This window comes from Rothia nasimurium, from assembly GCF_004569295.1.
Lineage (GTDB): Bacteria > Actinomycetota > Actinomycetes > Actinomycetales > Micrococcaceae > Rothia > Rothia nasimurium_B.
Window position 1 is genome coordinate 94,489 of the sequence record NZ_SPQC01000002.1, and the last position, 20,546, is coordinate 115,034.

The following is a 20,546-nucleotide window of genomic DNA, read 5'->3' on the forward strand; positions in this document are numbered from 1 at the left end:
TTCTCTCACGAATAAAAATATGTTGCAGGTTAGGCTAGTGCTATGACTACTACATCACTTCCCGCTAATCCCTTTGCCCCCGATGCCCAGGCCGGTAAGGTCGCCGTGGTGACCGGTGCCTCCTCGGGTATCGGCCGTGCCACCGCCGAGCTGATGGCCGCTACCGGCTGGACGGTCTACGCCGTGGCCCGCCGCGCCGAGCGCCTCGAAGAACTTGCCTCGCGCACCTCGGTGCGCCCGGTCGTCCTCGATATTACGGACGCCGATGCGGTAGCTGCCCGCGCCCAGGAGATTCTGGGGGAAACCGGCGGCTGCCTCGATGCCCTGGTTAATATCTCCGGCGGTGCTATTGGGGCTGACTCTGTGGCTAACGCTGACCCCGCTGGCTGGTCGGCCATGTTTGAGCTCAACGTGATTGGCACCCTTAATATGATCAAGGCCTTCCTGCCAGCCCTGCGCGAGAACGGCCAGGGTACCGTGCTCAACCTGACCTCAACCGCAGCTGAAGCCGGCTATGAAGGGGGAGCGGGCTACAACGCCGCCAAGTTTGGGGAGCGGGCCCTGACCGAGACCCTGCGCCTCGAAGAGGCCGAACACAACGTGCGTGTGATTGAGGTGCGCCCCGGTATGGTGCACACTGAAGAGTTCTCCCGTAACCGGCTGGGGTCGGACGAGGCTGCCGCTAAGGTCTACGCGGGCGTAGAGAAGCCCCTGCTGGCTGAGGACGTCGCCCAGACTGTTACCTTCGCTGTCAACGTTCCCCAGCACATCAACCTGGACCACATCACCATGCGCCCGGTCGCCCAGGCCGCCCAGTACAAGGTGATTCGCCGGCCCGCAGCCTCCTAGCCGGAGCAGGCAGAGGGCGGGGTGAGCCCGCGTCATCTTCTTGAAAGTAGCTTGCCAGCATGCTTAGTATGAGAGGAGGGAGCTCACGACGGTAACCAGTCATCAATCAAAGGAGATGATGACCGTGAAGCGCAACCCCCGCACCCGCCCCGCCCTCGGGCCGGTAGAGGAGGGTACCCTGCCGTCCGCGCCGGTAGAGAAACCCAGATTCGAGATTCAGCCCTTCTTCGACGAGGCCGGCGAGCCCGCAGCTGGCCTGCACCTCGATGCGGACGGGGAAGCCTACCTTGTTCTGGGGAAGGATGACAGCGGAGAAGTACGGCAGGTCAGCATTACCGGGCCGCTAGAGGAAGAGGGCTCAACCGTTTACACCAGTTGCGCCAGCACTGAGCCCCGCTGCGGTTTCATTGTTGACCGCTAGGTTGTACAGTGGGTGGGGTCAGCCCCACCCACTGTGCTGTATGAGCAGCAGACTGGAGCCCCATGATTCACCTGGTCGCCACCTCCCACGGTACCGATAACCCCCGGGGCCGCGAAGCCGTCAATCTTATCCGTGAGCAGCTCACCGCCCTGGTTGAAGCCCAGGCCCTTGGAACCTATACCGTGCACGAAGCCTACGTGGACGTGCAAGAACCCGCCCTTCCGCAGGTGCTGCAGGCCCTGCCATCCGGAGCAACCGCCGTCCTGGTGCCCCTGCTACTCTCACCGGGCTACCACACCGAACACGACATGAGGAAGGCCGCCGCAGACGCCAGCCACCTAACCACCGCAGTCGCTAGAACCCTAGGACCCTCAGCAGCCCTGGCTAAGCTCCAGCGCCAGCGCCTTGAAGAAGCGGGTTGGGACGGGCACGACGACATCGCCCTGGCGGCAGCGGGCTCATCCCGGGCTGACGGCCGCGAAGCCGTGCTCTACCAGGCAGAAGTTTTCAGCACCCTACTCAGCCGCGAGGTGCCCTACGGCTTTATCGCCGATATTGAGCCCACCATCGACGAGACCTGGGAGAGCAACCAGGCTGAATATATTTCTACCTATCTACTGGCCCGCGGCTATTTCCACAGCAAGCTCATCAAGGCCTATCAGGGCACAGAAAAAGCGGCCGTCACCGAGCCGCTGGTGTTCTCCGGTGACGCCGCCTCTGCTGCGGTTGTCGCTTCGGTTGCCCTAGAGAGGGCCACCGAAGCCTTAGCCGCTCTTAGCGCTTAACCGCTACAGCCTCAAAGGTCTCAGCAGGTTCAACGTAGGCCTGCTGGGACTCAATCAGCTGTAGTTCACGCTGGCCCGAGGCCAGGGTGTTCTTCAGCAGTTCGTAGACGCTGGCAGTGGTGAGTTCCAGGGCCTCCTTCAGGCTCTTACCCGATGCGAAGTGAGAGGCAAACAGGGCCTGGGTAACGTCGCCTGAGCCGTTGGCCTTCATGGGCAGACGCGGGGTAGTAATCAGCCAGGCCTCATCGCCCGAAACAGCCAGCATCTGGATTGAACCCTCGGGAGTTTCTGGGGTGTTCATGCTGGTCACGAGCACGGTCTGGGGGCCAATTTTCTGGGCTGCAGCCACAGACTCGAGAACCTCATCCAGGGTCTTGGGGTCGGTACCGGTCACAAAGCCCAGCTCAAACTGGTTAGGGGTGATGATGTCGGCGTGCTGAATGACGCGGTCACGAATCAGCTCCTGCACCTCGGGGGAGACAAAGCAGCCACTGGTGGCATTGCCCAGCACCGGATCGCAGGAGTAGAGGACATTCGGGTTGGCTGCACGGGCCTTGGCAACGGCATCGAGGATGGCGTCGCCGATGGAAGAGCCACCCTGGTAGCCAGAAATGACCAGGGCGGTGTCGGTCAGACCGCCGCGCTCTTCAATTCCGGTGACAATATCGCGGACGTCGTCGCCCGAGATCAGCGGGCCGCGCCAGGCACCGTAGCCGGTGTGGTTTGAAAAGAGGACGGTATTGACGGGCATGACCTCGTGGCCAAGGCGCTGCAGGGGGAAGACGGCGGCTGAATTACCTACGTGGCCGTAGGCAACAGCGGACTGAATAGACAAAATACGCATAAATACCATTGTGGCACGCTCCAGGTGCCCCGCGGAACGCGCGTTTCATTAGATGACAGAGGGGCGTGGCCTGATAGCGCACCCTAGTGCGCGACCTGTGACCCACGCAAACTAGAATGCGTAAAAATTACCCCCGGTGAAGACCTGTGACGTAAAGATGTCTCCCCGTGACCTGACCCATGAAATAACTCGACCACCCTGCCCCCATAAGCCTAGACTTTCAAACAATTCACCCGAAGAACTGTTGTGAAAGGAGCGCCATGGCACCCTCACCCGTGAGCTTTAAAAACTTTGGTGTTGGCTCGCTGGCCGCACCGCTGCAAGACCCCGCGATCAGCCCGGAAGGCACTGCTGAACCGGCTCAGCTCTCTGCCGCCGAGCAAGAGGCTAACCGAGAACTCGTTGACCGGTATGCGGCCGAGCTCTACGACGCGAGCGCCGAAGAAATCCTGACCTGGGCCCATGAGCACGTGAGTGGCAGGCTGGTCGTCACCCTCTCGATGGAAAACACCGTGCTGGCTGAGCTGGCAAGCCGCTACCTCCCCGACTCGGATTTCCTCTTCCTCGATACCGGCTATCACTTTCCCGAAACCCTGGACGTTGCCCAGCAGGTTGAGGACCGCTACCCGCAGACCCTGGTCAGGGCTGAGCCCCTGCTGACCGTGGGGCAGCAGGACGCCCGCTACGGCATCAACCTTTACGGCAGCGACCCCGCCGCCTGCTGCCGTATGCGTAAGGTCGAGCCGCTGGCAGCGTCCATGGCTCCCTATACCGGCTGGATTACGGGCCTGCGCCGGGCCGATTCACCGCTGCGCGCTACCACCCCGGCCCTTGACCTTGACGCCAACGGCCGTCTGAAAATATCGCCCCTGGTCACCTGGACCCTCGAGGAAACCGACCGGCACATCGAAGACAACCAGCTGATTGTTCACCCTCTGACCAAGGCAGGCTACCCCTCCATCGGCTGCGCCCCCTGTACCGCCAAAGTAGAAGCGGGACAGGACCCTCGCAGCGGACGCTGGGCAGGATTCACCAAGACAGAATGCGGACTACATACATGAGCACCACTACATCAGCAACCCTCTCACCCCACCTCAAAGACCTAGAGAACGAGTCGATTCATATCCTGCGCGAAGTCGCCGGCCAGTTCGACAAGGTTGCTCTGCTGTTCTCAGGCGGCAAGGATTCCGTGGTTGTCTACGAGCTAGCCCGCCGTGCTTTTGCCCCTGCCCCGGTTCCTTTCGAGCTGCTTCACGTTGATACCGGCCATAACTTCCCCGAAGTCCTGGATTTCCGCGACCGCCTGGTTGAGCGTACCGGTGCTCGCCTGCGCGTAGCGAAGGTGCAGGACTGGATTGACCGAGGCGAACTCCAGGAACGCCCCGACGGCACCCGTAACCCGCTCCAGACCGTCCCCCTGGTCGAAACAATCGAAGAGCAGGGCTACGATGCCGTACTCGGCGGGGCCCGCCGTGATGAAGAACGAGCCCGCGCGAAAGAGCGCATCTTCTCGGTCCGCGATTCCTTTGGCGGCTGGGACCCACGCCGCCAGCGCCCCGAACTGTGGAACCTCTACAACGGCGGCCACCTACCCGGCGAAAACATTCGCGTCTTCCCCATCTCCAACTGGACAGAAGCCGACATCTGGGAATACATCGGCGCCCGCGACATCGAACTGCCCCCCATCTACTTCGCCCACGACCGTGAAGTCTTCAACCGCGACGGCATGTGGCTCACCGCAGGGGAATGGGGCGGCCCCACCAAGGGCGAACCCATCGAAACCCGCCGGGTACGCTACCGCACCGTCGGCGATATGAGCTGTACCGGCGCTGTGCTCTCAGAAGCAAGCACGGTGCACGACATCATCACCGAAATCTCTACTTCAACCCTGACCGAACGCGGCGCAACCCGAGCGGACGACCGCCTCAGCGAATCCGCCATGGAAGACCGCAAGAAGGAAGGTTACTTCTAAGATGACCCTGCTCACCCATCCCACCGACAGCGAGGCGGCAACCGGTTCACCGGCGTCCGCCCAGCTCGCAACCCGCCAAACCCTGCGCCTGTGCACCGCAGGCAGCGTTGATGACGGCAAATCAACCTTCGTGGGCCGCCTGCTCCACGACACCAAGAGCGTCCTTGCTGACCAGCTCTTAGCCGTAGAACGCACCAGCCGCGAGCGCGGACACGAGGGCCTTGACCTCTCCCTGCTAGTCGACGGTCTGCGTGCCGAACGCGAACAGGGCATCACCATCGATGTGGCCTACCGGTACTTCTCCACCGCCGAGCGAACCTTCATTCTGGCTGATACCCCGGGGCACGTGCAGTACACCCGCAATACCGTCACCGGTGTTTCAACCTCCCAGGTAGTAGTGCTGCTGGTGGACGCCCGCCACGGCGTGGTCACCCAGACCCGCCGCCACCTGACGGTCGCCTCCCTGCTCGGTGTTCGTCAGGTGGTGCTGGCGGTCAACAAGATTGACCTGGTGGATTATTCTCAGGACGTCTTTGAGCAGATCAGCGAAGAGTTCACGGCTTTGGCGCAGGCTAAGGGGGTCGCTGAGGTAACCGTGATCCCTATTAGCGCCCTGAAGGGGGATAACGTGGTGGAACCTTCTGCCAACACCCCCTGGTATACCGGCCCGACCGTGCTGCGCTACCTCGAAACCGTCGACGTTGCTGAGCAGGAGTCAGGCCTTGGCCTGCGCCTGCCCATCCAGTATGTGATTCGCCCCCAGGGCACCGACTACCGGGGTTATGCCGGGCGTATCACCGCCGGTCACCTGGGTGTGGGCGACACCGTGCACCTGGGGCAGGGCCGAACCAGCACCGTCACCCACATCGATACCGCAGACGGGGCGGCAACCACTGCCACCATAGGAGACTCCATCGTGGTGCGCCTGGCAGACGATATCGACCTCTCCCGCGGTGACCTCATTGCCGGTGCCGACCGCCCCGAAGGTAGCCGGGAACTTACCGCCACCCTGGTAGGCCTAGCCGATACCCCGCTGCGCCCGGGTTCCAAAGTCAAGCTGCGCTACGGCACCTCCCTGGTGCGGGCCCGCCTCACCTCCATCGACTCCATCCTCTATATCGACACCAACCAAGAGCACCCCGGCGAAGCAGTTGAACTCAACGACATCGCCACCGTCACCCTGCAACTGGCAGAAGACCTACCCATCGAACCCTACACCGGGCGCGGACTGGTGGGCTCCCTGCTACTCATCAACCAGGCAGACGGCAACACCTTAGCCGCAGGTCTCGTCCGCTAGCGGCCCTCACAGAACGAACACCACCATGAACAAACTACTACTCATCGCCCTGGGCGGTCTGCTCGCACAACTCGTTGACGGCAGCCTCGGCATGGGCTTCGGAGTCACCTCAACCACCCTGCTCCTCACCCTCGCCGCGATGAACCCAGCCAGCGCGTCCGCAGTTGTTCATGTGGCAGAACTCGGCACCACTCTCGCCTCGGGCGTCAGCCACTGGCGGTTCAACAACATCGACTGGAAGGTCGTGCTGCGACTGGGCCTGCCGGGCGCGGTAGGAGCCTTTTGCAGGAGCGACCCTGCTCTCCAACCTCTCCCTGGCTACCGCCAAGCCGGTCATGGCAACTATCTTGACCCTCATCGGCATCAACCTGGTACTCCGCTTCTCTACCGGTCGCCGTACCGCTCGCGGTACCGGTGCTCCTGCCAACCCCTGCACGCTCGGCTTCCTCGGGCTCTTCGGTGGATTCGTGGACGCCGCCGGTGGGGGAGGCTGGGGCCCGGTCACCAGCTCAACCCTCATGACCATCGGCAAAACCGAACCCCGCCGTATTGTGGGCACGGTTAATACCGCCGAATTCCTGGTCACCCTGGCCGCCAGCCTGGGCTTTATCCTGGGAATGTGGCAGGACCTCACCGAGCACCTGCTCGCCGTCCTTGCCCTGCTGGCCGGTGGCGTCCTCGCCGCTCCCGTAGCAGCCTGGCTGGTCACCCGCATCAACCCCACCGCCCTCGGCGGGTTCGTGGGCACCTGCCTTGTCGTCACCCATCTGCCCTACCTCACCGGCCTCGTACCAGCCCTGGCTCCCTACAGCCTGCCGCTCACCCTGGGAGCAGCCCTGACCGGGCTGGCCCTGAGCACCCGAGGAGTGCTGCGGAGCCGAAACCTCACCCTCAGCCGCCCCACCGGCTACAGCGAAACTATCGAACCTTCGCATCAGCCCCTCGCCACCAGCACCACACGCACGAAAGACTAAACCTATGGCTAAGACCCTCACCGCCCGCCCTGACCAGGCAGCCGCACCGGCCCGCCGTAAACCCGTCTCTAAGAAGCCCAACGGCCAGTGGAAAATCGACGGCAAAACCCCGCTCAACGCCAACGAAGAATTCAAGCTGGCAGATGACGGACTGCACGTACTCGAACGCATCATCGACACCTACTCCAAGGAAGGGTTTGATTCCATCGACTCGGATGACCTGCACGGCCGTTTCCGCTGGTGGGGTCTTTACACCCAGCGCAAGCAGGGTATCGACGGCGGCCGGACCGCAACCCTGAGCCCCGAAGAACTCGAAGACAAGTACTTCATGCTACGTGTGCGCATCGACTCCGGCCAGCTCACCACCGAGCAGACCCGCGTGATCGGTGAAATCTCCCGAGAATTTGCCCGCGATACCGCCGACGTGACCGACCGCCAGAACGTGCAGCTGCACTGGGTACAGGTAGAAGACGTACCCGAAATCTGGCGCCGCCTGGCAGAGGTGGGGCTCGACACCACCGAGGCCTGTGGCGACGTAGGCCGCGTCATTCTGGGCTCACCCCTGGCAGGAATTGCCGCTGACGAACTCATCGACCCCACCCCGGTGATTCGTGAGATTAAAGAAAAGTACATCGGCGATCCCGCCTTCTCTAACCTGCCGCGTAAGTTCAAGACCTGCTTCACAGGCCACCCCAGTCAGGACGTCGTCCACGAAATCAACGACGTAGCATTCGTTGGCGTTACCCACCCGGAACTGGGCGTCGGCTATGACCTGTGGGTCGGCGGCGGTCTTTCCACTAACCCCAAGCTTGCAGAGCGCCTGGGGGTCTTCGTCACCCAGGACCAGGCCGTGGAGGTCTGGAAGGGCGTCATCTCCATCTTCCGCGACTACGGCTACCGCCGCCTGCGCAACAAGGCCCGCCTCAAGTTCCTGGTCGCTGACTGGGGCGTAGAGAAATTCCGGCAGGTACTGGAAGAAGAATACCTGGGCTATGCCCTGCCCGACGGCCCCGCCCCCGAGACCCCCGCCGTCACCGGCGACCACGTGGGAGTACACGCTCAGAAGGACGGCAAGTTCTACATCGGCCTGACCCCCACCGTGGGGCGCATCAGCGGCAGCCAGCTCATTGACCTAGCCAACCTGGTCGAAAAGTACGGCTCTTCGCATCTGCGCACCACCCCTTACCAGAAGCTGGTTGTGCTCGACATCGAAGAAGATGATGTTGAACGCTTCATCACTGAAGCCGAGAAGCTGGGCTTCTACGCGCGTCCGTCCGTCTTCCGCCGCTCCACCATCGCCTGCACCGGCATCGAGTATTGCAAGCTGGCTATCGTGGCGACCAAGTTCACTGCCGCCCGCGTCATCGATAACCTCGAAGAGCGCATGGCCGATGTGGCTGACCAGCTACCTGCCCGCCTGACCTTGCATATCAACGGCTGCCCCAACTCCTGCGCCCGTATTCAGACCGCAGATATCGGGCTGAAGGGGCAGCTCATTACCACCGATGACGGCCGCCAGGTACCCGGCTTTCAGGTTCACCTTGGTGGCGGACTGGCCGACTACCAGAATGACGCCGCCGGTACCCTCGGCCGCACCGTGCGCGGTCTCAAGGTAGAGGCTGACCTGCTAGAAGATTACCTTGAACGCTAAGGACTCGGACTCGGGCCCGGAGTCGAATTTGGTACTAGGATGTCGGCTCCGGCTTGTAAAGTTGCTGTGGCAGCTGCTGCCTAGTGGGTCTCAAAAGCCTTTGCCATGACCTCTTCGCGGCGGGGACCGGCCACCGCACACACCTCGCCCAGGGTAATCACAGCAGGTGGCTTCACGTCGGCCAGTGTTTCGAGGCAGTCACCCAAGGTTGCGTATACCTCGCGCTGGTTGGGGCGGAAGCCGTCCTGCACCGCAATCAGAGGCAAGGACGCCGGCACCCCGCGCTCGTCCTTGAGTAGACCCGCTAGCTGGTCCAGCTCCGAGCTGCCCAAAGGTGCGTGCCCAGACACCACGGTAAACATGTGGGACACACCGCGCAGGGTAATCGGCACACCGGCCAGAGCGGGCAACGCAATCGATGAGGTCACCCCCGAATACACCGTGACCGGTATACCGGACTGCTCACAGACATAGAGCTCCTCAGCACCGCGCCCGAAGACATAGGGGTCACCGCCCTTCAGACGGGCCACGGTTCGACCAGCGAGGGCGTGCTCAACCATGAGCCGGTCAATCTTTCGCTGCGGCACCCGGTGCTGGCCAGGAATCTTGCCCACATCGATGATGTCAGCCTTAGGTGCCCAGCGGGGCAGGTCTTGGTGGGGAGCTAGATGGTCAAGTAGGACGACGTCCGCCCGACTCAGTGCCTCAAGGGCATGGCGGGTCATAAGGCCGGGATCGCCGGGGCCAGCCCCAATCAAAAAGACCCTGCCGACCTGCTGGGGCGCCGGTTCGCTATCTACAAGAAGGAGTGCGTACAGGCCCCTGCTGCCGAGAGCGGACTTGACCGCCTGCCGCCAGTTCCCAATCTCTTCAGGCTGCTCGGCACAGATAACCACCACAGAGGGGGAGATATCTTCTAGTACAGAGGGAAGCAGGTCAGCAGAGTAGACACTCATGACCTCAGCAGCCGCCTTATACTTAGGCACGACCTGCCCCACTCGCTCCGATGCTCCGCAGAGCATCACCGCGGCACTGGTGACATCATGGTCAGTGAACACGCCGTGTCCTCTCCCTAGAAAACTTGTTATCCTTCATCCTCACACGGGGCGGGCAGCTTCACCCACTTGCGTGACCTCGCATGAATCAGAGCATTAAAACTTCGTCACACGAGGTCACACGGCGGTAGCTAGCCTGCGTGTGCCGGCAAACTGAAATCGCAGGGGGTTCTTGGAAGAAGCGCTGTAGGGTAGGGAAGGAAAGCCCGGGGTATGAATCGAGAGCAGGGAGACTTTGTGGGCGCACAATGGCATCAACTAGCAAGAAGGTTCCGTAATCGAGACGGGATAGGTTTGGCGCCGCAGCGGCTGCCGGTAGCCCTTGATTTGCGCGGACGCCGGGTCCTCCTTGTCGGGGCGGGGCAGGTCGCTGCCCGGAAGGTGGGCCCCCTCATTGAGGCTGGGGCTCGGATTGAGGCGGTGGCTCCTTCTCTTGATTCTCGCCTGGAAAACCTGCTGGCTGAAGGGAGCCTTGTTGTCCACCGGCGTCCTTTTACTCCCCAAGATCTTACCGGCGCCTGGCTGGTCTACGCGCTCACGGACTCGCCGGACCTCAACGCACGGGTCGCTGAGCTCTGTGAAGAGCGAGGAATCTGGTGCCTAGTGGGACGGTCGTCGCAGGAATCCCCAGTCTGGTCGTTGGCCCACCGCAGGCGGGGCGATGAACTGGTGGCTGTTTCTGGCGGGGGTAACCCGCGGCGAGCGCTTGCCCTGCTGGATCGCGTCGTTGAGGCTTTAGGCTGGAAATAATCAAATAAAAATAGTGACACGCGGCACACAACTTGGTAGGCTGACTGCAATGTATATACAACCACTTAGGTGTGGAGGTCACTATGTCTATGCAGTCGTGGAGCCAGGAGCCCACTGCCGCTATCGATACCGTAAGCAGGCCGGGTGCGGGTAAAGACTCCTTTAAACTCATCGCCTGCTCCGCTCTCGGCATCTTTATGTTCTTCATCCCAGTTACTTACCAGGGCAAAACCAGTATCCCTCTGGACCACCTGGTTACCATCGTCCGGACCTTACTCGGCCCGGTGGTGCCCTGGTTGCTCCTTGGGCTCATTGCTTTCGGCACCGTCCGCCCATTCCTTCAGGGTGCGTGGAGGGCGAGCACCACCAAAACCATCTTCGCTTTTCTTAACATCGTGGGTTTGATCGCCGCCGTCCTCATGGTGACCAGCCCGCCCAGCTGGCTAGACCAGCCCGGTGTTGGACCCTTCCTCTGGGGGACTCTAGTAGGGTCGGTGGGCCTCATTGTGCCTATCGGCGCAATCTTCCTTGGGTTCCTCATTGGGTTTGGCCTCATGGAATTTATCGGCGTTTTCGTTCGCCCCGTCATGAAGCCGGTCTGGAAAACACCCGGACGTTCAGCGGTTGACGCTGTGGCCAGCTTCGTTGGCTCCTACTCGCTGGGTCTGCTGTTGACCAACCGTGTCTATAAATCTGGAGGGTACACCGCTAAAGAGGCCGCTATCATCGCCGTGGGTTTCTCAACCGTATCTGTCACTTTTATGGTGGTTGTTGCGAACGCCCTCAACCTGATGGACTACTGGCTTCTTTACTTCTTTACCAGCCTGGTTGTTACCTATCTGGTGACTGCTGTGCTGGTTCGTATTCCGCCGCTCTCTCGAATTCCTGATGAGTACTACCCAGGTGTCACGCCCCAGCCTGAAAAATCGGTAGGGCGCGATAAATTCAAGGTGGCGTGGGCTCAGGCGCGAGCTACTCTGCAGGCCTCACCCGGCGTATTTGCAACCATGTGGATCAATTTCAAAGACGGCCTTGTGATGGCTTCCTCTATCCTTCCGTCAATCATGTCGGTGGGCCTCATCGGCATTTTGCTGGGCCGTCATACCCCGCTCTTTGACTGGGTGGGCTGGTTGCTCTACCCCTTTACCTGGGTAGCTGGCATGGCTGATCCGGCAGGTGCTGGTAAAGCAATTGCACTGGGATATGTAGAGATGTTCCTTCCTGCCTCTGCAATCGGTCCTGAAGCTGACCTTTCCACCCGCTTTATCATTGCGGTTGTCTGTGTCTCGGCGGTTATCTTTCTTTCAGCTATGGTTCCATCAATTTTGGCAACGGAGATTCCTGTGAGCTTCTGGCAGCTGACGGTGATTTGGTTTGAACGGGTGGTGCTGTCAATTGTGCTCACCGCACTGGTTGCCCATCTGCTTCTGTAATGCTTAGCTAGCCTATACACACAATCGCCCGCCCCACCTGCGCTAGGTGGGGCGGGCGTCTGTGCTTAGCGCAGGTGCAGGGTCATGTCGTGCCAGATAGCGCCGCCGTGGGTTGATTCTGAAACCCCGTCAAGCTCAAAGCCGAGTTTCTCATAGAAGCTAATCAGCTCCTTCTTGCAGGTAAGAATCACCCCTGTACGCCCCTGATTTCGTGCCTGGTCGATGAGCTTCTCTATCAGGGCGGACGCGTACCCCCGGCCCCGGTAGGCCGGGCGGGTGTTGATGCCAAACACCGTCTGGTAAGCCCCGTGCCGAGTATGGGCCTGGGGGCTCTCGTAGAGGTCATCAAAGATAACGGGGGAGTCGGTTACCAGCCCGTCGATAAAGGCAACAACTTCGTCGTCAGCTTCAAGTACCCAGAAATGCTCCCCAAAAACCTCAAACCTGGCCCGTAGGTCGCTCTCGCTCGCTGCTTCAGCTGCCGGGAAGCACTCGGCCTCAATGGCTGCAAGGGCGGGCAGATCTTCCTGCTGTGCCTGGCGAATCTCAACACGGGCGTCCTGCTGGTGAGCTGCTGCCGCGTCAAGCTCTGCTAGCGGCTGGCCACCCACACCCCAATCGGTGTGCGGAACCTCGTTCAGGACAACCCACACCGAGCTTTCCTTGGCACCCATCACCCGGGCATAGGTTCGGGTGAGTTCAGCAATCAGCTCGGTCTTCTTCTCATCTGACCGAGTAGATGCGTACGAGACATTAATGAGGGGCATGGGGTTCTCCTGGGTAGTGCTTGAACCCAAGTCTAGCGGCGTATCAGGGGGCATATTCATCTTGAGTGTCCACCAGACTCTCGTAGTGCTTATGTCTCAAATGGGCGGTGCAAGATTCTTGTGGACACTTAGCTCAGCTGCGTCATACTGCGTCACGGCTGCACCGTTTTAAACGCGCTCACCGTGCACTGGTGCGCAAAGCGCTATCCACAGGAGGTGCCTATCTGGCGAAATTTGCCAGGCTCAGCGCACAATCTAACCATGAAAACTCCAGAAGAAATTGCTATGGCTGTGCAGACCACACAGGAGCTATTCGCACGAGGCATGAACAAGGACGCCCTCGCTCGCGCGGTCGCTCGCGGCGAGTACCAGCGGCTTGGCTGCGGAAGCTATATGGAAAGTGGTTTCCACTCTCAGCTTTACCCTAGTCAGCAGTATCTGGCCCGTGTCATCGGGTATGGCAGAAGTAGGCTCAAAACCTCGGTGCTATCCCACCATTCAGCGGCAGCACTACACGGCATGTGGCTACTCCATATACCGACTGCTATCCATACAGTGGGTCAGGCACACGGTACCCCTTCACCACGGATTGTGCGGCATAGAAACAGCCGGTACGAAACCGAGAAAAGTTTAGGTGTAGATGTAACCGCACCGCTCGATACGGTTCTCCACTGTATGAGGGTGATGAAATTCGAAGAGGCACTTGTGCTTGCGGATAGTTCTTTGCGGAAGATTGAGTACCAAAAACTGGCCCAGGCCTTACGGGGGCTGTCTGGTCGTGGTTCTGTGCAGGCTCGCATAATTGCAGACATCGTAAGCCCTCTCAGCGAGTCACCGGGGGAGAGTCTGCTGCGGCTTTTCTTGATGAGGTGTGGTTTGCCTCGGCCTGTTGAGCAGCACGTGATTGGGGTATATGGGCAGCAGTTCAGGGTAAATTTTGCCTGGCCAGATTTCAAAATCATCGTTGAGTTTGATGGGCAGATCAAATACACCCAGTTTGGTGAGCGTGAGGACGTTTTTGGGCGGCAGAACGAACGTGAGGCTCTCTTACGGGGGCAGGGGTGGGATGTGGTTCGAGTAACGTGGGACGAGCTCACCAGGCGTCCGCACGAGCTCAAAACTAAGATGGAGCGAGCTTTCAGCCGTGCCCGCCGCCTCTAAGGGTCCACCAGACTCTCGGAGCGTCCATCAGGGGAATAAGCACTTTGAGAGTCTGGTAGGCACTCGTGAAAGGAAGAGGTGTGCGGACGCCGCCCGCAGGTAGGTGCGACCCGAAGGCGAGTACAGGGGCGGGGGCAAGAATTGTAATTTAGGTTCCCCTGCTCACCCTGCCAGCTGGCGGTAATCCGCTATCTTGGGGCGGGGCGTCCGCACCTGCACTACATCTTGTGCTCACACGCCTGTAATTCACGCCCCGGCCCGGCAGGCGCCTGCCAGAAAAGCAAAAAACCCGTTAGACAGCCACCGCCCCTGCCCCTAAAATAGGTAACAGTTGCAATGACCCGGCTATCACCGGCGAGCAATCCGGAAGAACAGGCTGTACCTGCACACCCCCGTAATTCGTTGCGACGAGGGGAGTGCGCGGAATAGATATAGCCCCAGTAGACCCGGACGGGTAAGCCCGAAACAGCTGTCATGAAGCGACTGATAAACGGTTCGACCCTGCGCTGGGCGCAATCTACCTCATCTCACGAGACGGTAGGTTGCCCCGGCGCAGACCCATACCCGCCCGCACTTTTCCGGTGCGGCTCGGGGTGGGGTCGGGCCGGTTGACGTAAGCAAGGTGGTACCGCGCAGGTTCCTTACCCGTCGAGCGGACGGGGGAGGGCAGGCGTCCTTGCACCCCAAGTACTAGGCAGACAAGAACCTAAGGGCGCAACCATGACCAACAAGCCTGTTTACCCCAAGGCAAGCGCAAGCGGAGCCAGTTTTGTGGCCGCTTCCCCCTCTTTCCCCGCACTCGAAGAAGCAGTGCTGGACTACTGGAAGAAGGACGACACCTTCCAGGCCTCCATCGATAACCGCGACGCCGGCGAGAATGGCGCCAACGAGTTCGTCTTCAACGACGGCCCTCCCTTTGCTAACGGTCTGCCCCACTACGGCCACCTGCTGACCGGCTACGTCAAGGATCTGGTTGCCCGCTACCAGACCCAGCGCGGTCACAAGGTCGAGCGCCGCTTCGGCTGGGATACCCACGGCCTGCCCGCAGAGCTTGAAGCCATGAAGCAGCTGGGCATGACCGATAAGCAGCAGATCATCGAGATGGGTATCGACAACTTCAACGACGCTGCCCGAGCCTCGGTGCTCAAGTACACCAAGGAATGGGAAGAGTACGTTACCCGACAGGCCCGCTGGGTGGACTTCGAGAACGACTACAAGACCCTGAACGTGGAGTACATGGAGTCCGTCATCTGGGCCTTCAAGCAGCTGCACGATAAGGGCCTGACCTACGAGGGCTTCCGCGTGCTGCCCTACTGCTGGAAGGACGAAACCCCGCTGTCCAACCACGAGCTGCGTATGGACGATGACGTCTACAAGGAGCGTCAGGACCCGTCCGTCACCGTGGCTTTCCGCATCACCGACGACGCTAGCCTGGCTAAGCACCCCGAGGTTGCTGCCGACCTGGCCGGTGTTGAGGCCCTGGCCTGGACCACCACCCCCTGGACCCTGCCCACCAACCAGGCTCTGGCCGCTGGCCCCGAAATCAGCTATGTCGTTGTGCCCGGCGCCGGTGAGCTAGAAGGACGCCGCTTCCTGCTGGCTGCCGACCTACTGGGCGAGTACGCCAAGGACCTGGGCTACGGGGAGGCTGAAAATCCCGCGGACGCCGCCCACGAGGCCGTCCTTGCCACCTACACCGGCACCCAGCTCGAAGGCGTGCGCTACGCACCCCTATGGGGCTACTTCACCGACGCAGAAAAGTTCGGCACCGAGAAGGCCTGGCAGATTCTGGTGGCCGACTACGTGACCACCACCGACGGTACCGGCCTGGTCCACCAGGCACCCGCCTACGGTGAGGACGACCAGAAGGTCTGTGAGGGTTACGGCATCCCCGTGATTCTGTCCATCGACGAGGGCGCCAAGTTCCTGGACCTCTTCGCCGACTCTTCCCTGGCCGACGGTGCCCCCCTGGCTGAGATTGCCGGCGTCCAGATTTTCGAGGCTAACCGCACCATCATCAACACCCTCAAGGTAGACGGTGTGCTGATTCGCGAGAAGTCTTACGTTCACTCCTACCCCCACTGCTGGCGCTGCCGCACCCCTCTGGTCTACCGCGCCATCACCTCCTGGTATGTGCGCGTGACCGACTTCAAGGGCCGCATGAGCGAGCTGAATGAGGACATCAACTGGATCCCCGAGAACGTCAAGCACGGCCAGTTCGGCAAGTGGGTTGAGAACGCCCGCGACTGGTCCATCTCGCGTAACCGCTTCTGGGGCTCCCCGATTCCGGTCTGGGTCTCTGATGACCCCAACTACCCCCGCACCGACGTCTACGGCTCCCTGGCTGAGCTGGAAGCCGACTTCGGCTGCCTACCACTGAACAAGGACGGCGAAGTCGACCTGCACCGCCCCTACATCGACGAGCTGACCCGACCCAACCCGGATGACCCCACCGGCAAGTCCACCATGCGCCGTGTGGAGGACGTGCTGGACGTTTGGTTCGACTCCGGTTCTATGCCCTTCGCCCAGTTCCACTACCCCTTCGACAACAAGGAGTGGTTCGAGGCCCACTACCCGGCAGACTTCATCGTTGAGTACATCGGTCAGACCCGCGGCTGGTTCTATACCATGCACATTCTGGCCACCGCCCTCTTCGACCGCACCGCCTTTGAGAACGTCATTGCCCACGGTATCGTACTGGGCTCAGACGGTCAGAAGATGTCTAAGTCCCTGCGCAACTACCCGGACGTCTCCGAGGTACTGGATCGAGACGGTTCGGACGCCATGCGCTGGTTCCTGATGTCGTCCCCGATTCTGCGCGGCGGCAACCTAATTGTGACCGAGCAGGGTATCCGCGAGGGTGTCCGCCAGGTCATGCTGCCCCTGTGGAACGTCTACCACTTCTTCGCCCTCTACACCAACGCTGCCAACGGCGGTGCAGGCTACGAGGCCAAGCTGGTCACCGAGGCCGAGCACGTGATGGACCGCTTCATCCTGGGTAAGACCCGTCAGCTGGTTGCCGAGGTCACCGAGGCCATGGACGCCTACGATGTATCTGCCGCCTGCGAGGCCCTGCGCACCTACACCGACGCCCTGACCAACTGGTATGTGCGCCGCTCCCGCGAGCGCTTCTTCAACGAAGACACTGCGGCCTTCGATGTGCTCTACACCGCCCTGGTGACTTTCGTGAAGATGGCGGCCCCCCTGCTGCCCCTGACCACCGAAGAAATCTACCGCGGCCTGACCGGGGAGCGTTCGGTTCACCTCACCGACCTGCCCTCACCTGCGGATTTCAAGGACGAGGCTGAGCTGCTGGCCCTGATGGAGACCACCCGCGCTGTCGCTTCTGCAGGTTCTGCCCTGCGTAAGGCCCACAAGCTGCGCGTGCGCCAGCCCCTGGCTGCCCTGACCGTGGCGGTTGCCGGTGGCAAGGACCTGGCCGGTACCTTCGAATCAATCATCGCTGATGAGCTCAACATCAAGGCGGTTGAGCTTCTGGACGCTGCCGAGGTGGCTCCTGCTGACTTCGGTATCTCCCAGCAGCTCAAGGTCAATGCCCGTGCCGCAGGCCCCCGTCTGGGCAAGCAGGTGCAGGTTGCCATCAAGGCTTCTAAGAGCGGGGACTGGAGGGTCACCGAGGACAGCACCGTTGTGGTTGGTGCCGACAACATGACTCTGGAACCGGGCGAGTACGAGCTTGAAACCGTGGTCGCAGAAACCGACGGCGCCGCAGAGCGCGCCGTCTCGGTTCTGCCCGGCGGCGGCTTCCTGGTACTCGACACCACCCTCACCGACGAGCTACGCGCCGAGGGTACTGCCCGCGACGCCGTCCGCGCCATCCAGTCCGAGCGTAAGGACACCGGCCTCAACGTCGCTGACCGTATCGAGCTGACCATCACTGCCCCCGCCGCTGACCTCGAAGCTATCAAGAAGCACGAGGAACTGGTGGCCGGTGAGACCCTGGCTGTGGCCGTGACCTACCTCGAGGGCGCTGAATTCTCAGCGACCGTGAAGAAGGCATAAATGACCAAGGACAACATGGAGCTTGACCCCGTGTTTGCCGAGATTGCTGCCGAGGGCGCTCGTGCTGACGACGCCCTCGGCGTAGCCTCGGTCTACGCCGACCTGCTGGCTCGTGCCCCCGAGCACAAGATGGCCCCCCGCCTTGACGCGATGACCCGCGCCGTGGAAATTCTGGGCGAACCCAACAAGGCAGCCCCGGTCATCCACATCACCGGCACCAACGGCAAAACCTCAACCGCCCGCATGATCGAGCGCCTGCTCATGGCGCACGACATCCGTGTGGGCCGCTACACCAGCCCCCATATTTCCAAGGTCACCGAGCGGATCTCGATTGACGGGGCGCCCGTGGCAGATTCCACCTTTGTGCGTATCTGGGGCGAGATTCAGTCCTACCTGCAGATTGTGGACGCTGAACTTGAGGCAGCCGATTCCCCCCGCATCACCTACTTTGAAGCCCTCACCATCCTGGTTTTTGCGATTTTTGCCGACGAGCCGGTGGATGTGATGGTGCTTGAGGTGGGTATTGGGGGCTCCTGGGACGCCACCAACGTCGCCGACGCTACCGTATCGGTGGTTACCCCCATCGGCCTGGACCATACCGACATGCTGGGGGAGACCCTCGCCGAGATTGCCGGTGAGAAGGCAGGGATTATTAAGGACGGCGGCTTCCTCATCTCCGCCGCCCAGGACCCGTCCGCCGCCCAGGTCCTGCTCGAAGCCGCCCGCGCCCACAACGCCGACTACCGCTTTGAAGGTGTAGAGTTCGGCGCTGTCGACCGCACCGCCGGTGTGGGCGGTCAGCTGCTCACCATCCAGGGTCTAGCTGGCCGCTACGAAGACATAGCCCTGCCTCTCTTTGGTGCCCACCAGGCCCAGAACGCCGCCGTGGCTCTGGCCGCGGTTGAGGCCTTCTTGGGCGGTGGAGAGAAGGAGCTGAGCCTCGACCTCATCAAGCTGGCCTTTGGCGATGTGCGCTCGCCGGGCCGCCTAGAGGTAGCCCGCACCGAGCCGCCCGTGGTGCTCGATGCCGCCCACAACCCCCACGGAGTGGCAGCTTCGGCAGCGGCCTTCAAGGAGTCCTTCAGCTTTGAAGAACTGCACCTGGTGGTGGGTATCCTGGGTGAAAAGGACGCCGCAACCATGCTGAACCTGCTCTTTGACGAGTACGTCGATCGGGCAGAATGGCGCACGGTACTGCACCTGACCAAGTCAGACTCCCCGCGTGCCATTGTCCCGGAAGAGCTAGCTGAGCTGGCCCTCGACGCTGGTTTTGATGAAGACACCATCGAGACCTACGAGAACATTCCCGATGCTCTGTCCGCGGCGGTGACGGCAGCAGCCGATGTGCCCAACCTGAACTCCGCGGTACTGGTCACCGGCTCTATCACCGTGGTGGGCGAAGCTAGCATCCTGCTCGAACTGTAAAGGAGAGATGATGGCGAGAATGACGCGCGCCCAGCGCGAATGGCGCCCGGGCCAGCCGAAAAAGCAGCGCTCTATCAAGGTCATGTTTACCTCGATGGTGCTCTCACTCGAAGCTCTGGTTGCCTTCTTTGCAACCCTGGCCATCTTTGGCCACCACTTCAACGACCCCACCTGGGGCAAGGTGGTCATTTGGGCACTGGGTCTGGCTCTGGCAGCAGCCCTGCTGGTCACCCCGGCCTTCCTGAAGAAGCCCTGGGGCTACCACCTGGGCTACGGTCTGCAGGTTGCCCTGATTCTGGTAGGTTTTGCCCTGCCCTCCATGTTCTTTGTGGGAGCGGCTTTTGCTGTGGCCTACTGGTACGGGGTGACGCGCGGTGCCCGCTTGGACGCCGAGAACGCCGTCCGCGCCAAAGAGAAGGAGGAATGGGAGAAAGCTAACCCCGTCTAGCGGGGTGTCTGATAGGGTAAGGGTGAAAACTCACCCTGACCTATCAAAGGAGATTGTCATGAACGAGCGTACCCTGATTCTGGTCAAGCCCGACGGCGTGGAGCGTAACCTCACCGGCCAGGTGCTGGCCCGTTTTGAGCGTAAGGGCTACCGCATTGCTGAGTTGAAGATGCTGGTTCCCTCCCGTGAGCTGCTCGAGCAGCACTATGCGGAACACGAGGGCAAGCCCTTCTACGAGCCCCTGGTCTCTTACATGGGCTCAGGCCCCGTGGTTGCTCTAGTACTTGAGGGCAACGGCGTGCTTGAGGGCGCCCGTACTCTCATGGGATCTTCTAACCCCACCACCGCTGCCCCTGGAACCATCCGCGGTGACTTTGGTCGTGACTGGGGTGAGAGCGTACAGAAGAACCTGGTGCACGGTTCAGATTCAGCAGAGTCAGCAGACCGCGAAATCGCGCTCTGGTTCGGTGCCTAAAAAGACCCGCCGCTGAGCAGAACAAAAAGGCCGGGGCCCTCGTACTGAGAGCCCCGGCCTTTTACTTGAACTAGCCCCCGAAAGTTGGACTGGTTTAATCCTAGACCGTCAGGGCTGCCAAAGCCTGGCTCCGATACCCCATCGGAGCCAGGCCCTTTAATCGCTCCTGAAGCCTACCGTTGTTATACCAATAGATATAGTCATCAACCGCCTGAC

19 protein-coding genes and 1 pseudogene are annotated in these 20,546 nt (G+C 61.1%); 16 read left to right on the forward strand and 4 right to left on the reverse strand.

All coding sequences use genetic code 11. The annotated features are described in order from the left end of the window. The first annotated feature begins 42 nt into the window (after positions 1-42). The 3 genes from E4U03_RS01060 (at position 43) to E4U03_RS01070 (ending at position 2,055) form a co-directional block, all read left to right on the forward strand. Complete coding sequence (locus E4U03_RS01060; protein ID WP_135011141.1) at positions 43-849, forward strand: SDR family oxidoreductase; 807 nt, start codon at positions 43-45, stop codon at positions 847-849. 124 nt (positions 850-973) lie between these two features. Next, a complete protein-coding gene (locus E4U03_RS01065; protein ID WP_135011142.1) occupies positions 974-1,270 on the forward strand; it encodes a hypothetical protein in 297 nt (98 codons plus the stop codon). 62 nt (positions 1,271-1,332) lie between these two features. Beyond that, positions 1,333-2,055: a sirohydrochlorin chelatase gene (locus tag E4U03_RS01070; protein WP_135011143.1), complete on the forward strand. Its 723-nt coding sequence runs from the start codon at positions 1,333-1,335 to the stop codon at positions 2,053-2,055. Here E4U03_RS01070 and pdxY read toward each other — a convergent pair. After that, positions 2,045-2,899 (reverse strand): pyridoxal kinase PdxY, encoded by an 855-nt coding sequence (gene pdxY, locus E4U03_RS01075; protein WP_135011144.1) that lies wholly within the window; start codon positions 2,897-2,899, stop codon positions 2,045-2,047. The two genes, E4U03_RS01070 and pdxY, sit on opposite strands and share 11 nt — an antisense overlap. Positions 2,900-3,159: 260 nt before the next feature. Here pdxY and E4U03_RS01080 point away from each other — a divergent pair, with 260 nt between their 5' ends. The 6 genes and pseudogenes from E4U03_RS01080 (at position 3,160) to E4U03_RS01100 (ending at position 8,793) form a co-directional block, all read left to right on the forward strand. Beyond that, positions 3,160-3,960, forward strand: a complete 801-nt coding sequence (locus E4U03_RS01080) for a phosphoadenylyl-sulfate reductase (protein WP_135011145.1) — start codon at positions 3,160-3,162, stop codon at positions 3,958-3,960. Beyond that, complete coding sequence (gene cysD / locus E4U03_RS01085) at positions 3,942-4,871, forward strand: sulfate adenylyltransferase subunit CysD (protein ID WP_209304097.1); 930 nt, start codon at positions 3,942-3,944, stop codon at positions 4,869-4,871. The genes E4U03_RS01080 and cysD overlap by 19 nt, the downstream gene beginning before the upstream one ends. Before the next feature lies 1 nt (position 4,872). Further along, the gene (locus tag E4U03_RS01090) at positions 4,873-6,168 is read left to right on the forward strand and encodes a sulfate adenylyltransferase subunit 1 (RefSeq protein ID WP_135011147.1); all 1,296 of its coding nucleotides are present in this window, start codon (positions 4,873-4,875) and stop codon (positions 6,166-6,168) included. A gap of 91 nt (positions 6,169-6,259) precedes the next feature. Continuing rightward, positions 6,260-6,388, forward strand: a pseudogene (locus tag E4U03_RS13665) (sulfite exporter TauE/SafE family protein); the annotation flags it as partial. Between the two features lie 115 nt (positions 6,389-6,503). Continuing rightward, positions 6,504-7,142 carry a TSUP family transporter gene (locus tag E4U03_RS01095; RefSeq protein WP_265588542.1) on the forward strand — a complete coding sequence of 213 codons (639 nt, stop codon included), beginning with the start codon at positions 6,504-6,506 and terminating at the stop codon, positions 7,140-7,142. Between the two features lie 4 nt (positions 7,143-7,146). Continuing rightward, the gene (locus E4U03_RS01100) at positions 7,147-8,793 is read left to right on the forward strand and encodes a nitrite/sulfite reductase (RefSeq protein ID WP_135011148.1); all 1,647 of its coding nucleotides are present in this window, start codon (positions 7,147-7,149) and stop codon (positions 8,791-8,793) included. Between the two features lie 80 nt (positions 8,794-8,873). Here E4U03_RS01100 and E4U03_RS01105 read toward each other — a convergent pair whose 3' ends face one another. After that, the gene (locus tag E4U03_RS01105) at positions 8,874-9,851 is read right to left on the reverse strand and encodes a uroporphyrinogen-III C-methyltransferase (protein WP_135011149.1); all 978 of its coding nucleotides are present in this window, start codon (positions 9,849-9,851) and stop codon (positions 8,874-8,876) included. A 210-nt stretch (positions 9,852-10,061) separates the two neighbouring features. On the opposite strand from E4U03_RS01105, the gene E4U03_RS01110 reads away from it, so the two are divergent. Together E4U03_RS01110 and E4U03_RS01115 are read left to right on the forward strand one after the other, a co-directional pair. After that, entirely contained in the window at positions 10,062-10,598 is a 537-nt protein-coding gene (locus tag E4U03_RS01110; RefSeq protein WP_135011150.1) for a precorrin-2 dehydrogenase/sirohydrochlorin ferrochelatase family protein, read from the forward strand. Positions 10,599-10,681: 83 nt separating this feature from the next. Further along, complete coding sequence (locus E4U03_RS01115) at positions 10,682-12,031, forward strand: YjiH family protein (RefSeq protein ID WP_228065667.1); 1,350 nt, start codon at positions 10,682-10,684, stop codon at positions 12,029-12,031. 65 nt (positions 12,032-12,096) lie between these two features. On the opposite strand, the gene E4U03_RS01120 is transcribed toward E4U03_RS01115, so the two are convergent. Continuing rightward, positions 12,097-12,798 (reverse strand): GNAT family N-acetyltransferase, encoded by a 702-nt coding sequence (locus E4U03_RS01120; RefSeq protein ID WP_209304098.1) that lies wholly within the window; start codon positions 12,796-12,798, stop codon positions 12,097-12,099. A 900-nt stretch (positions 12,799-13,698) separates the two neighbouring features. Here E4U03_RS01120 and E4U03_RS01125 point away from each other — a divergent pair. The 5 genes from E4U03_RS01125 to ndk all read left to right on the forward strand — a co-directional run bounded on the left by E4U03_RS01125 (position 13,699) and on the right by ndk (position 20,330). Further along, the gene (locus E4U03_RS01125) at positions 13,699-13,959 is read left to right on the forward strand and encodes a DUF559 domain-containing protein (protein WP_135011151.1); all 261 of its coding nucleotides are present in this window, start codon (positions 13,699-13,701) and stop codon (positions 13,957-13,959) included. A 720-nt stretch (positions 13,960-14,679) separates the two neighbouring features. After that, positions 14,680-17,982: an isoleucine--tRNA ligase gene (gene ileS / locus E4U03_RS01130; protein WP_135011152.1), complete on the forward strand. Its 3,303-nt coding sequence runs from the start codon at positions 14,680-14,682 to the stop codon at positions 17,980-17,982. Further along, positions 17,983-19,407 (forward strand): bifunctional folylpolyglutamate synthase/dihydrofolate synthase, encoded by a 1,425-nt coding sequence (locus tag E4U03_RS01135; protein ID WP_416220602.1) that lies wholly within the window; start codon positions 17,983-17,985, stop codon positions 19,405-19,407. It abuts the gene before it with no gap. 10 nt (positions 19,408-19,417) lie between these two features. Continuing rightward, positions 19,418-19,855, forward strand: coding sequence for a DUF4233 domain-containing protein (locus E4U03_RS01140; RefSeq protein ID WP_135011164.1), 438 nt, complete (start codon positions 19,418-19,420; stop codon positions 19,853-19,855). Positions 19,856-19,913: 58 nt separating this feature from the next. After that, the gene (ndk, locus tag E4U03_RS01145; RefSeq protein ID WP_135011153.1) at positions 19,914-20,330 is read left to right on the forward strand and encodes a nucleoside-diphosphate kinase; all 417 of its coding nucleotides are present in this window, start codon (positions 19,914-19,916) and stop codon (positions 20,328-20,330) included. Between the two features lie 100 nt (positions 20,331-20,430). Here ndk and E4U03_RS01150 read toward each other — a convergent pair. Then, positions 20,431-20,546 (reverse strand): IS3 family transposase (locus E4U03_RS01150; protein WP_135011154.1); only part of this gene is annotated, 116 nt, incomplete at its 5' end.